The following is a 13,509-nucleotide window of genomic DNA, read 5'->3' as shown; positions in this document are numbered from 1 at the left end:
CAGCTTCACATTACTGCAAAAATATGAGAATTTTAGGAAGGAATATAACTCCGCCTATAATTACACTTACAATTGCATACACCAATACTGCTCCAGCAGCAATATCCTTTGCTTGCTTTGCAAGGGGATGATACTCTTCTGTCGCCAGATCCACAACCCTTTCAATGGCAGTGTTCAGCAGTTCGAGTGAGAGCATGCCCCCTATGGCCAGGAGAATGATTATCCATTCAAGGCTGGAAATGCCAAAGAATACCCCAAACATAATAACAGCTATCGACACTGCCAAATGTATTTGCAGATTCCTTTCATTCAATAATGCTGCCCTAATGCCGGAAAAAGCAAACGAAAAGGATTTTAGGACACTGTGTTTTCGGACCTTTCTATCTTGTGAGCCCGAATTCATCTAATATATCCTTTTGGCGGGAAAACATTTTTTTCTCATCTTCTGGATTTTCATGATCATATCCAAGAAGATGAAGGAAGCCATGGACCGCCAAAAAACCAAGCTCCCTTATAAAAGAGTGACCGTACTCCTCAGCCTGCTCCTTGGCCTTTGCAACTGAGATAATGATATCCCCCAGGACTCTGGGCATATCGGCACCAATCAGTTCGATTTCACCTTCACCCAGCTCTTCCATTGCAAAAGAAATAACATCTGTCGGCCGATCTTTATCCCGATACTCCCTGTTAATTTCCCGGATGCGTTCATTGGTCACAAATGTGATGGATACTTCGCTTTCCGGCTCCACAGATTCTTTAGAGGCAGCAAAATTAATTAGCTCTTCAATTTTGGCTATATCATTTTCCTGAAGCTCATTTGTTTCGTCCAAAAAATCAATATTTAAATTCATGCCTGTTTCACCTTCTGTTTTGTCATTTCAGGATACTCGATACGTGAATGGAAAATCCCGTTTAACGTTTCGCAGAACGAGTGTGAAACGGTTTCCAGTTCTTTTAAGGTTAAATCACATTCATTCAGCTGTCCATCCTGAAGTCTGTCTGCGATTATCTTTTTGACCAGTTCCTCTATTTGTTCTGTTGTAGGATGCGCCATGGAACGGACTGCAGCTTCCACACTATCAGCAATGCCAATTACTGCCGACTCTTTTGATTGCGGTTTTGGTCCCGGATAGCGATAGTCCTCTTCCTTTACTTCCAGCCCATTCTGTTTTGCTTTGTAGTAAAAATATTTAAGCAATGTTGTTCCATGATGCTGTTCGGCAATATCTACTATCTCCTTCGGCATCTTATGCTTCCTCAGCATTTCAGCCCCATCGGCAGCATGGGCGATTATTATATTCTTGCTGGTATGCGGAGGGAGGCGATCATGCGGATTCTCAATATTAACCTGATTCTCGATAAAAAACTGAGGCCGCTTTGTTTTACCGATATCGTGATAATAGCATCCCACCCTTGCCAGAAGGCCATTCGCCCCAATAGCTTCACACGCTGACTCGGAAAGATTGGCAACCATTACACTATGATGATAAGTTCCGGGAGACTCGGTCAGTATCTTTCTCAGCAGAGGATGATTAGGATTAGATAGTTCTATCAGCCTCATAGTAGACAAAATTCCAAAACCTGCCTCGAAATACGGCAGCAGGCCAATTGCCAGCACTGCAGACGAAATACCTGAAATCAGAGCAATAACAAAGTAAAAGCCATATTCAATCGTATCATAGTGGCCGTTTCTTAAGAAAAGCATTGAAAAGATAACAAGTATGTTTACTGCGGATACAAATAAACCAGCCTGCAAGATTTTGGAGCGGCGATTCTGCTTGCTCAAAAACAATATAGCAGCCAAGCCGCTGCAGAGGATATAAATGGCTGATGTCAGCTGAAATGTGCCAGTAACGCCTTCATTAAAAATTACGCTTCCTGCAATAGCCATAATGATCGTATAGTACATGGCAAGCTTTTCATCAATCAGTATTTTGATTAGCATAGCTCCCATGGCTGCAGGGTAAATGTATCCTATCTCTGAATAATCAGCATATTGGAATAGACTGATGACCTTCATCAGCAATATGGATAAGATAAAAATTAGGCTAAACAGCAAAAGATAACTTTGCTTTGTTTCCCGCTGCACGTTCATTTCATGGAAATAATAATATAGGGCTGATAAGACAATGACGATTATCAGCGATAGCCCTATAAAAGGCTGAATCGAATTAACACTGTCAAGAAGTCCTGCAAGTTCCAGCTGCCTGTATATGTCCCGGCTGATAAGCTGATTTTCCTCTACGATTATCTGTCCCTGCAGGATCTTAACCGGCTCGACACTCTCAACAGTCTGCTGTCGTAATTCTTCCGTGGCAGCAGGATCATAAAATTGATTTTGATATATAGCATAACGTCCCAGTTCTATTGCAGCTTTTTTTAAATCTGAATTCAAGCTGGTGAACTTCAATTCTTCTTCAACCCGCTTTTTCGCGTTCTCCACCTGTTCAGCCGGAATCTCATTATTCATAATTTTATTGATGGCCGTTACCGTAAGGTCTTTTGCAATGCTCAGCTCCCCTCCTTTGCCTGCAGCAAAGAAAGGAAAACGCCATCTGATACCTCACGTGTTACGTCATCAGTGAGCTTTTCCTTAACCATAGCCAATTTATCTTCAGGACGGGTGGCTTCTGGGTCCGGTGCCTCAACATTATTATCGGCCTCAGTTTGAGCAGCTTTCTTTTTCTCTTCCATCTCTTCTTTTACTTCATCGTTCACTTCCGATACAGATCCGAAAATGGAGGTAACCAGGTCAACTCTGTTTTGTGCAATCTCTTTTTTTACAACGTAAATATCCTTAACATTATTTTCTGCTTCTTTTCTCTTTCTTTCTGTGCTAGCTTTATCCTCTATTGTTATTGGAGACCTTATAGTCTGTTCAGCAACAGAGAACAGACTTAAATCCAGTTTTTCAGGCTTAACATTGCTATACATGGAAAAATACATAACAATCCCCAAGAGAATAAATAAGAGAACACGAAAAAAGGTCATATTAAGCAAATTTCTGATTGTTGACATACTCTGCTGAAGGTTTGGCACATTTACCCCTCCTGTCCTGGGTAAAAAAATTCCAATAACTTTAAAAAGCATTTCAGTATTAATTATGTAAAATCATAACAGCTTTTCTGATGGTTTTCACCAAGAAAAAATGGCCTATCTATTAACAGGTTACCTAAACATTTCATTAATAGCAAATAATTCCATGATAAATCCTGCTATCATTCATACCGGTGGGATTTTTACTTAACGAAAAAACCGCCAAAGTCGGCGGTTTAACGGTTCACTAGTTATCTTCCTTTTCGTATGCCTGGATAATCCTGGCCACAAGCGGATGCCGAACAACGTCACTTTGTTCCAAATGAACGAATGATAGCCCACTTACACCCTTTAGTATATCTTCAGCCACTATGAGGCCCGATTTTACTCCTTTTGGAAGGTCAACTTGTGTTCTGTCTCCAGTAATAATCATTTTTGAGCCGAAGCCAAGCCGGGTTAGAAACATCTTCATTTGGGCTTGAGTTGTATTTTGCGCTTCATCCAGAATGACAAAGGCATCATCTAAAGTTCTTCCGCGCATGTACGCAAGCGGTGCAATTTCAATCGTGCCTCTTTCAATCATTCTTTGTGTATGCTCTGCACCTAATATATCATGCAAAGCATCATACAATGGCCTTAAGTAAGGATCGACTTTTTCCTTCAGATCCCCCGGCAGAAAACCAAGGCTCTCGCCTGCTTCGACTGCAGGACGGGTAAGGATAATCCTTTTCACATTCCCATTTTTCAAAGCATTTACAGCCATGACAACAGCCAAATATGTTTTTCCCGTTCCTGCTGGACCTATGCCAAAAACCAGGTCATTCCCGCGGATTGCATGAATATATTGACGCTGGCCCAGTGTCTTAACGCGAATGGACTTGCCTTTTGCATTTTTTGTGATTTCTTCTTCATATAAATCACTGAAATACTCAAGTGTACCCTTATGAGCCATTTGAAGAGCATACATAACGTCTCTCTGGCTTATATTTATTCCTTTCCGGATTACATAAAGCAGTTTATCCAGAACCTTTCCAACGAGTTCTACCTTGTCCATTTCTCCAGACACATAAACAGATTCTCCCCTGGTTACAATGGAAACATTCAGTTCTTGCTCAATAACTTTTAGGTTTGCATCCGAATTCCCCAATAGGGCAATTGCTTCGTTTGGGTCTTCTAGCTGCAGGTTCATTGTTTTCAAGTCTTCTGTCATTCCGAATCTCCTTGAATAATTGGTTGTCCTTCTGCAATATTCTCAATAATTTGGAAATGTATTGCTATAGTTACTTTACCATTGTCAATTGATTGGTGCAAAACTTTTTCTCCCATAACTTTAGCATTTTCATCTAAGCTGCTTTTTATTTTTTTCTTGCCAAATCTTTCGCAGCTTCAAATGCCTCTTTATTCGAATAAATTCTTGTGACTTGCTCCCTTTCACGGAACGTTTTATTCACATATGAAATAGGAAGCTCCCATTTCAGGAATTTTACGCTTTTTTCATTTTCCTCTAATTCATATTCTTCAAACTCCGGGCTCCCAAACCTCCATATTGGGATCTCAAGATTTCCGATCGTAAGTGCATGCTTGACTTTTTCATTGCCGCTGAATACTTTGAAAGTGCTCTTAAGCGGAAGAATGACCTCAGATTTATACCATGTTTCCCCGAAAATCTCCCCTTCGAAGGAACAGTCTCTGTTTGACCTTCTTTCCCGATTATCCCTGAGACCAAAAGCTGTCCTGGCTGAACATGATCGTGTATATCAACGACTGGACGCCCTTCTTCGACAAACATATCTACAATGACGGCTTTTTCTTCGCTACCAAATGGCGCGGACTTAAATACTCAGGCTTCTTAGGCTCATTTTTCTCTACGACCTGTAGATGGTAGGTTGTCCCTTTTAACTCCACACCTACCCAAGTAATGGCTTCAATGTTGTTTGAAAGTTGACGCTGAATAGACTCCACGTTATCAACAAAGAACTGCAGCTTTCCTTTTTTAACCCCCATCTTGTCCAATTCTTTGATAATCTGATATTCAGTAGCAGGATTTGCACCCTTAATCTCTATTCCCCAAACCATATTGGATAAAAGGAGAATGACTGCAAAAAATGCGAGGGCACCAGCAGCAAATCCGCTGTTTTTCAGCAGCCTTTTCACAAGGAATGGAGCTCCTGCCCGCTGCAGGAACTCGATTCTGCAATCGCTGTTCCTGGCGTGGCTCCTTATTTTTTTGGCATCTTCCAATTTCATTTTGAAGGTGACTGATTGCGTTCCATGGTTTTTTACATTCCAGATATTGATTCCGCTGCGGGTAAGCGCATTAATAAACCTTTCTATTCCCTTCCCGCTTGCTTTAACTGTTACAAGCCCCCTGTAAAATTCGATCCACTGGTTCTTCATTTCCTTCCCCCTGAATTCTTAATCAGTGTCTGAAATATAAGTTACTGAGTCAATTTTCCCCTCCAGCAGTATTTCTTCTGGCAGTATCGTTTTTATGACGAAAGCTTTCCCTCTAATTAAAAGCTGCCCCTGCTTCAAAAGCAGTCTTAATTCCTTATCTGAAAAAGCCAATAATCCCCTGTGGTTCTCTATATAGATATGGATTTGTCCAATCATTGTGATGCGGGGCAGATCCATCATGACATCTTGAGGAAGCTCCATATTTTTAGTCATCCAGCCGCGGACGAATTGTCCCCACTTTTTTGCCATAAAAAAAGAACCCCCTTTCATCTCATATTTATGAAATGAACGGAGGTTCTAGCACTTATTTTTGATAAGAATAGAATGTATCAATGCCAACCCTCCCAAAAAGGCAAATAACGCCTTTTGGTGAGACTCGTCTTGTGCTTGGGCCCGCAGGATAAGGAAGGCTTCGTCAGCATAAACATCGCACGAAGCGACAGCTTTTGGGAGGATGCGGGTCATGCAGACGCTGCCACAGGACGCAGCGATCTTAGTCTGCGTTCCTTCGCGGGCAAGGAGCTTCCACTTTTCTTATTGCTTCCTGTTCAGGGATCGGTGAGGATTTTTTGATCTTGGTGGCCCAAGGATTTCAGACCAGATTATTCCGTCAGCAAGCGATTGTTTCCTAAACTCAAAACTTCCTGCTCCAGATGGTTCTTTTCGATGCTCTGCGTTTGTATTGGAAGCTGTTTTCGCTATTTTACTTGCTTTTCTTTCTGCAGCTCTCCGCTGATTCTGAAGAGCCTTCATGCTTTCTTCAGCCTGCTGTTTACGCTGCCTGTATTCTTCTTCTATTCTTTTGGCTTTCTCTTCCTGCTGCCTGTATTCTTCTTTTAGCGTTTCGGCCAATGCAGAATCTGCCGAAGTTCTTTCTGCCTGTGCCCTCTGCTCTTGCTGTACTGAACGGGGAGTCTGTTTAACAGGCTTTTCCTCCTTCTTTTTTTGAAGAAGGAGGAAATGAAAGCTATTAAGGCAATAAGAATAAAAGGATTCTCCAATAAGAATTCCAAGAGAGTTTCCTCCCTTCTCCCAATATGGGATCATTTAGTCATTTTTGCGGCCATTTTTGCCATCATCACTCATATTGCCGATTGAGTCCCTCATTTCGGTATCAGCCGAGATGTTTTGGATATTCATATAGTCCATTACACCAATATTTCCAGAACGGAGCGCTTCTGACATGGCAAGCGGCACCTGAGCCTCTGCTTCCACAACCTTCGCTCGCATTTCCTCAACGCGGGCTTTCATTTCCTGTTCTTGCGCTACTGCCATTGCACGTCTTTCTTCCGCTTTAGCTTGGGCAATCTTCTTATCTGCTTCAGCCTGTTCAGTCTGAAGTTCCGCACCAATGTTTTTGCCGATATCGACATCTGCAATATCAATCGAAAGGATTTCAAAAGCGGTGCCTGCGTCCAGACCTTTTGAGAGAACGGTCTGAGAAATCATATCTGGATTCTCCAAGACCTTTTTATGATTATCAGATGAACCGATTGTAGATACGATCCCTTCCCCGACACGTGCTACGATTGTTTCCTCTCCAGCTCCCCCGACAAGGCGGTCAATATTGGCTCTTACAGTAATTCTGGCCTTTGCTTTAACCTCAATACCATCCATCGCCACCCCTGCAATAAAAGGTGTTTCAATTACTTTAGGGTTAACGCTCATCTGTACTGCTTCCAAAACATCTCGGCCTGCCAAATCAATAGCGGCACTTCTCTCAAAACTTAAATCGATATTTGCACGATGGGCTGCAATCAATGCATTCACAACCCTGTCAACATTACCTCCGGCCAAATAATGGCTTTCCAGTTGGTTTGTTGATACATTCAGCCCTGCTTTGTGTGCCTTAATAAGCGGGTTAATAACACGGCTTGGGATAACCCGGCGAAGCCTCATCCCAATTAATGTAAAGATACTGACTCTGACACCTGCTGCCAATGCTGAAATCCATAGCATTACCGGTACAAAGGTGAATAATATCCCAAGTAAAATGACACCAAGTACAACGGCAACCAGAACAAATACTGTCCCTGCTTCTAACATATTCCTACCTCCTGATGATTTTATTTATCTAAATCAAGATTAGATACTTCCCTTACAACAATACGTGAGCCTTCTGCTTTAACAACTTTTATTTTTGCCCCTTTAAGGATAAAGCCTCCCTCACTGACAACGTCAATCCGCTCATCCCCGATGACGACTGTACCAGATGGCCTTAGAGCTGTAAGTGCATAACCCTCAAGGCCAAGCAATTCAAGTCTGCTTTTATTTGAGATATAGCCTTTTTCTGTATTTGTGCTATCGGTTAATATAATTTTTTTAAAGAATTTCATCTTTTTACCAAACACCTTTATCATTAATATAGATGCCAATATTGAAACTCCCATAGCAATTAAAATAGACATCCCCATATGGGCTGCATTGTCAGCAGCCAGGAACAGGCTGCCCAATACTGCTGCTATTCCAGCTATTCCTGCAATTCCTCCAGGAAGGAAAAACTCAGCTATTATTAAACCTATGCCAATTACAAACAGAATTAAAGTTTCATATCCTGCCAGACCGGCCACCATATGGCCATAAAAGAAAAGGAGCAGAGCCGATAACCCCATGAGGCCAGGGATGCCGAAGCCCGGTGAATACAGCTCAAGAACAAGTCCGAGGCTTCCGATGGACAATAGAATTGGTATAACGACAGGATGGGTAATAAAACGGGCCACCTTTTCTGCAAAGCTTTCATCAATTGTCTGTATATCAGCTCCCTCAAAGCCGAGCACTTTCAGTAATTCCGCCCTTGAATCTACTGTGCCTTCCGAATACCCTACCTCTTTAGCCTGTTCCGCTGTAAGGGTAAGAAGCTTCCCTTTCGGCGCCCCCAAATCTGGCAGATCAACCGACTCATCTGCCATAGCAAGGGCATAAACAGGATCTCTGTCCGTTTGTGCGGCAGCACTCTGCATAGCCGCAAACCAGTATGATTCAGCTTTTTTGCCAGCCGTATTTCCCTGCTGATCAATAATTGCTGCAGAACCCATTGTTGAACCCGGGACCATGTATATTTCATCCGTATTCAAAGCTATATAGGCACCTGCAGATAAGGCCTGCTTATTGACAAAAGATATTGTTTTTATATTTGTCGAGGTTAACAGCCTTCCGATTTGCCCGGCTGCATCCACTGCGCCTCCGGGTGTATTTATTTCAAATATAATGGCTGAGGCATTTTCTTCTTCAGCTGTTTGGACCGCTCTGTTTAAAAATGCATAAAGCCCTTTTTCCACAGTTTCTTCAATAGGAACAATCAGTATTTTTTCATTATCGGCTTTTCCTTGAAAAGGGCTTCCTAAAAGCAGCAGAGCAAAAAACAATGAAAAGGCGGTTATTGCTCTTCTGGCAATCAAATCTTTCCCCCTTTAACCGCAAAATTGATTCTATTTGTATTTACGATTCAATTATTAAAAAGTTTCATTTTTTATTTTTCCCTTTGATTAGTATTTACAAAGCGGCTGTATTATTAGTATAACCTAGAAATGAATGTAAATCATGCCAGCAGTATTTAGTCACATAGCCCTAAGGATATGCATAAAATAAGTCAGCGCAAAATAAAAAAGACCGTCAGCCAATGGCTTTCGGTCTTTTATTGCATAGTTTTATGAAAGGTGTTGTTGTACAAGTTTATTTACAAGTGAACCATCTGCTTTGCCTTTTACCTTAGGCATAATAGCAGCCATCACTTTTCCCATATCAGCTTTTGATGAAGCACCAGTTTCAGCAACCGTTTCTGCAACAATTTTTGAAACTTCATCTTCAGAGAGCTGTTTTGGCATATATAATTCGACATACTGAAGTTCAGTACGAATTTTTTCAACAAGATCTTCACGACCTGCTTTTTCAAATTCATGGAGGGAATCCTTGCGTTGTTTAACTTCGCGAGAAAGGACAGTCAGCTCCTGTTCTTCGTTAAGATCTTTACCAAGCTTGATTGCTTCGTTTTGAAGCGAAGCTTTAATCATACGAATGACAGTAAGCTTTTCTTTTTCTTTATTCCTCATCGCTTGTTTCATATCTTCATTTAAACGCTCGAGAAGACTCATTACATACACCCTCTCTTACCACTTACGCTTTCTAGCAGCCTCAGACTTTTTCTTACGTTTAATACTAGGTTTTTCGTAGAATTCGCGCTTTCTTGCTTCCTGCAAAGTACCAGTTTTTGATACTGAACGTTTGAAGCGACGAAGAGCATCTTCAAGCGATTCGTTTTTACGAACGACGGTTTTAGACATTCTCTTTCCCTCCCTCCGAGCACAACACACTTACATCAACAACATGGTTTATTCCATGTACCTTGCAATTATAATATAACAGCTTATCAAGGTCAACAGTAATTAGCCTGCTATGAGATGAGTTTTTATTTGATTGTGATTGTTTAATACCCCGTTCATCACAAACGAAACAAATTTTCGCACTTAAGCATGTCCCAGCATACTGTCCCATAGTATTAATTGTAGGGGGTGAATGCTTGGTCCAGCTGTTATTATTTTTTCTGCTAATCGGGTTATTTATTTATGGTATGACACTTTTAAGGTCAGGTCTATTTAATTTATCTGCCGATTCATTAAAAAAATGGCTGGCAGTGATGACAAATTCACCCTGGAAAGGCCTTGTTATTGGCACAATCGTCACAGCTGTCCTGCAGAGCAGCTCAGCGGTAATGATCATTACAATTGGAATGGTAGCTGCACGGATGCTTACTTTTCCCCAGACAATCGGCATCATTTTAGGAACCAACATCGGGACAACATTTACGACAGAATTAATCACTTTTAATATAGAATCTTATATTATTCCGCTTGCTGCTGCCGGAAGCATCCTGGCTGTATTGAAGAAAAACAGCATGCGAAGCACCGGTCTGGCATTGCTGGGTTTATCAGCGGTTTTTGCAGCCATGCGCGGGTTTGAATATCTTGCCGGTTCAGTTAAAGATAATGATATGGTCAATCATTGGCTGCTTACCTTGGATGGGAATTATATGTTCGCAGTAGCGGCTGGGATTGTCCTTACTGCGATTATCCAATCAAGCACCGCAACAACTGGCATTATAATGGGGTTTTTAACTGCAGGAGCAATGGATTTGGATACCGGCATTGCCATAATGCTTGGATCTAATATCGGAACATGCGTAGACGCTTATTTGGCATCCATTGGTTCTGGAAAAGAAGCAAAGCTGACTGCCTTTGCCCATATCTGGCTCAACTGCCTAGGTGTCGCAGCCTTTTATCCTTTTATTCATGCCCTTGCTGTTTTTGGACAAAGTGCAGCAGGTTCTCCGGATGTGCAGCTTGCACACATCAGTGTTTTATTTAATGTAATATCTTCACTGCTTGTTCTTCCAGTTGCAAATCAGTTTGGAAGGTTTGTCATCAGGCTTCATGACCGATAGAACAATAAAAAAATGCCGGTAAATCCCGGCATTTTTTTCAACAAATATAAAATTTTAAATTTCGACAACTGTCTACAGGTGCCATCGGCTCACAGGTCTAAGCCGATAAACGGGCACCTTCCGCTTTTCTTAGTAATCCGAATCGCTTGTTAAACCGTTGACAATAGCAGCCCCAGAGCTTGCCCCAATTCTCGTTGCACCTGCATCAATCATTTTCTGTGCATCTTCAGCGCTTCTGACACCGCCTGAAGCTTTAACACCGATTTCCGGGCCGACAGTTTTTCTCATCAGGGCGATATCTTCTGCAGTTGCTCCGCCTGTTGAAAATCCTGTAGATGTTTTAACAAAGTCAGCCCCTGCTTTTACAGAAAGTTCACATGCACGAACTTTTTCTTCTTCAGTAAGAAGACAGGTTTCGATAATAACCTTTGTTAGTGCCTTTCCTTTGGCAGCATCAACAACCGCACGGATATCTCTCTCCACTAGCTCATTGTCTCCGCCTTTTAAAGCGCCAATGTTAATGACCATATCTACTTCTGTTGCACCGTTTTCGATGGCATTCTTTGTTTCATATGCTTTTGTTTCAGGTGTGGAAGCTCCCAGCGGGAAGCCGATTACCGTGCAGACTTTCACTTCAGTCCCGTTAAGCAAGTCGCTTGAAAGTTTGACCCATGCCGGGTTTACACAAACTGATGCGAAATTGTATTCTTTAGCCTCGGCACAGATTTTCTCAATTTGGTCTTTTGTTGCATCGGCTTTAAGTAATGTATGATCGATCATTTTTGCTACGTTATTTGTCATTGTAACTACTCCTTTTAAAAAACAGTTAGTTGTACGTACCTCTTACATAATATCACTTAGATAATAAAATATCGAGCACTATTTATGTTTTTTGTAATCGTTTTCGAAAGTAGTTTTTCCCAAAAGATATTAATAAATTAATCAAAATCACTTTTCTCGTAGATTGATGTTTTTGCTTAGGAATTCATCCCCTTTGATTTCAGCACGGGGCACCTGCCTTACGCGGGGAGCAACGGGAGCCTCCTCACCCAGGACATTGATTAAGCTTCCCGGAATGAGCACCGCACGAAGGAAATGCTTCAGCATTTTCGAGGATCAAGTGCCCTCCACTCCAATCAACTCCGTAACTTAGTTATTTTAAGAGCAATAAACTAAACAATAACAGCTTAATAAAAAAAGGAATTACCCTTGGGTAATTCCACTAAACTGCAGCCTCTTCTGTTTCATTCAATTCATCAAGGACTCTAACAAATTGACCTTCATTGTAAGGGTAGCCAGCTTTTGTAATCTTAACTTTTACAATCTGGCCGACCATTTCTTCTGCCGCCGGGAAGACGACTTTCAAGTAATTGTCAGTGTAGCCGACAAATAAACTGCTGTCACTGCTTTCCTTAAAGCTTTCCTCCGGAATCACTTCAAGAACTTCGCCTTCATACTGAGATGCGTATTCTTTTGCAAGCTGATCTGATAATGCAATCAGGCGATGGACACGCTCATTTTTAATTTCTTCATCAATCTGGTCGTCCATTCTCGCTGCAGGTGTTCCTGTACGCTTTGAATAAGGAAATACATGAAGCTCGGAAAATTTATGTTCTTTAATAAAGTTGTAGGTTTCCATAAATTCTTCTTCTGTTTCTCCCGGGAAGCCAACGATAACATCTGATGTAACAGCCAAACCTGGGAGAGCTTCTTTCAAGCGCTCAAGACGCTCAGCAAAGAACTCCATGGTATACTTGCGGCGCATTCTCTTAAGGACAGTATTTGAGCCAGACTGAAGAGGAATGTGCAAGTGTCTTACAACAACCTTGGACTGATCCATAACTTCAATAACTTCATCGGTAATCTGGCTGGCTTCAATTGAAGAAATTCTTAAACGTTTAAGACCTTTTACCTGAGCCTCCAGATCCCTAAGAAGCATAGCCAGATTATAATCTTTCATGTCTTCGCCATACCCGCCTGTATGGATTCCAGTCAGAACAATTTCTTTATAGCCGGCATCAACCAGCTGCTGCGCCTGGCGGATTACTTCTTTCGGATCCCTGGATCTCATTAAACCGCGCGCCCAGGGGATAATGCAGAAAGTACAGAAGTTATTGCAGCCTTCCTGAATTTTAAGGGAAGCACGTGTCCGATCGGTAAATGCCGGAACATCAAGCTCTTCGTAGACACGATTCTTCATGATGTTTCCAACACCATTAATCGGCTGCCGTTCTTGTTTATACTGCTCGATATATTCAAGCATCTTTACTCGATCCTGGGTGCCAACAACGATATCCACACCAGGAATCGCCATAATTTCAGCCGGTGAGGTTTGTGCATAACAGCCCGTTACACAGATAACCGCATCAGGGTTTTTCCTGATTGCCCTTCTGATTACCTGTCGGCTTTTCTTATCACCAGTATTTGTAACCGTACATGTATTAATTACATATACATCTGAAACGGATTCAAAGTCTGTCCGTTCATAGCCAGCTTCTTTGAACAGCTGCCAAATGGCTTCTGTTTCGTAATGATTGACTTTGCAGCCAAGTGTATGAAATGCAACTGCAGGCATCTAA

General features: G+C 41.7%; 12 protein-coding genes and 2 pseudogenes. 1 reads left to right on the top strand and 13 read right to left on the bottom strand.

The window, feature by feature from the left end:
- Nucleotides 1-10: 10 nt before the first annotated feature.
- The 11 genes and pseudogenes from M5V91_RS00225 to rpsU all read right to left on the bottom strand — a co-directional run bounded on the left by M5V91_RS00225 (nucleotide 11) and on the right by rpsU (nucleotide 9,773).
- Nucleotides 11-403: a diacylglycerol kinase family protein gene (locus tag M5V91_RS00225; RefSeq protein WP_019382857.1), complete on the bottom strand. Its 393-nt coding sequence runs from the start codon at nucleotides 401-403 to the stop codon at nucleotides 11-13.
- Nucleotides 381-851 carry an rRNA maturation RNase YbeY gene (gene ybeY, locus M5V91_RS00220; RefSeq protein ID WP_009333000.1) on the bottom strand — a complete coding sequence of 157 codons (471 nt, stop codon included), beginning with the start codon at nucleotides 849-851 and terminating at the stop codon, nucleotides 381-383. The genes M5V91_RS00225 and ybeY overlap by 23 nt, the downstream gene beginning before the upstream one ends.
- Nucleotides 848-3,039 (bottom strand): annotated as a pseudogene (locus tag M5V91_RS00215) (HD family phosphohydrolase). The gene ybeY and the pseudogene M5V91_RS00215 overlap by 4 nt, the downstream one beginning before the upstream one ends.
- 244 nt (nucleotides 3,040-3,283) lie before the next feature.
- Nucleotides 3,284-4,246 carry a PhoH family protein gene (locus M5V91_RS00210; protein WP_009333002.1) on the bottom strand — a complete coding sequence of 321 codons (963 nt, stop codon included), beginning with the start codon at nucleotides 4,244-4,246 and terminating at the stop codon, nucleotides 3,284-3,286.
- A pseudogene (gene yqfD / locus M5V91_RS00205) lies at nucleotides 4,243-5,433 on the bottom strand (sporulation protein YqfD). The gene M5V91_RS00210 and the pseudogene yqfD overlap by 4 nt, the downstream one beginning before the upstream one ends.
- Nucleotides 5,434-5,451: 18 nt before the next feature.
- On the bottom strand, nucleotides 5,452-5,742 hold the full coding sequence (yqfC, locus tag M5V91_RS00200) for a sporulation protein YqfC (RefSeq protein ID WP_009333004.1): 291 nt from the start codon (nucleotides 5,740-5,742) through the stop codon (nucleotides 5,452-5,454).
- 285 nt (nucleotides 5,743-6,027) lie between these two features.
- Nucleotides 6,028-6,540, bottom strand: a complete 513-nt coding sequence (locus tag M5V91_RS00195; RefSeq protein WP_284521645.1) for a YqfB family membrane protein — start codon at nucleotides 6,538-6,540, stop codon at nucleotides 6,028-6,030.
- Nucleotides 6,541-7,539, bottom strand: a complete 999-nt coding sequence (floA, locus tag M5V91_RS00190; RefSeq protein WP_009333006.1) for a flotillin-like protein FloA — start codon at nucleotides 7,537-7,539, stop codon at nucleotides 6,541-6,543.
- 20 nt (nucleotides 7,540-7,559) lie between these two features.
- The gene (locus M5V91_RS00185) at nucleotides 7,560-8,891 is read right to left on the bottom strand and encodes an NfeD family protein (protein WP_217025886.1); all 1,332 of its coding nucleotides are present in this window, start codon (nucleotides 8,889-8,891) and stop codon (nucleotides 7,560-7,562) included.
- 249 nt (nucleotides 8,892-9,140) lie between these two features.
- Nucleotides 9,141-9,584 (bottom strand): GatB/YqeY domain-containing protein, encoded by a 444-nt coding sequence (locus M5V91_RS00180; protein ID WP_019382861.1) that lies wholly within the window; start codon nucleotides 9,582-9,584, stop codon nucleotides 9,141-9,143.
- 15 nt (nucleotides 9,585-9,599) lie between these two features.
- Nucleotides 9,600-9,773, bottom strand: coding sequence for a 30S ribosomal protein S21 (rpsU, locus tag M5V91_RS00175; protein ID WP_009333009.1), 174 nt, complete (start codon nucleotides 9,771-9,773; stop codon nucleotides 9,600-9,602).
- A gap of 236 nt (nucleotides 9,774-10,009) precedes the next feature.
- On the opposite strand from rpsU, the gene M5V91_RS00170 reads away from it, so the two are divergent.
- A complete protein-coding gene (locus M5V91_RS00170; protein ID WP_251175138.1) occupies nucleotides 10,010-10,930 on the top strand; it encodes a Na/Pi symporter in 921 nt (306 codons plus the stop codon).
- 129 nt (nucleotides 10,931-11,059) lie between these two features.
- Here M5V91_RS00170 and deoC read toward each other — a convergent pair whose 3' ends face one another.
- Together deoC and mtaB are read right to left on the bottom strand one after the other, a co-directional pair.
- Nucleotides 11,060-11,731: a deoxyribose-phosphate aldolase gene (gene deoC / locus M5V91_RS00165; protein ID WP_009333011.1), complete on the bottom strand. Its 672-nt coding sequence runs from the start codon at nucleotides 11,729-11,731 to the stop codon at nucleotides 11,060-11,062.
- Between the two features lie 421 nt (nucleotides 11,732-12,152).
- Nucleotides 12,153-13,505, bottom strand: a complete 1,353-nt coding sequence (gene mtaB, locus M5V91_RS00160) for a tRNA (N(6)-L-threonylcarbamoyladenosine(37)-C(2))-methylthiotransferase MtaB (RefSeq protein WP_217025888.1) — start codon at nucleotides 13,503-13,505, stop codon at nucleotides 12,153-12,155.
- Nucleotides 13,506-13,509 lie beyond the last annotated feature (4 nt).

The organism is Cytobacillus pseudoceanisediminis (genome assembly GCF_023516215.1).
GTDB lineage: Bacteria > Bacillota > Bacilli > Bacillales > Cytobacillaceae > Cytobacillus > Cytobacillus pseudoceanisediminis.
Note: the sequence above shows the minus strand (reverse complement) of the source record. Positions and strands in the feature narration are given on the sequence as shown.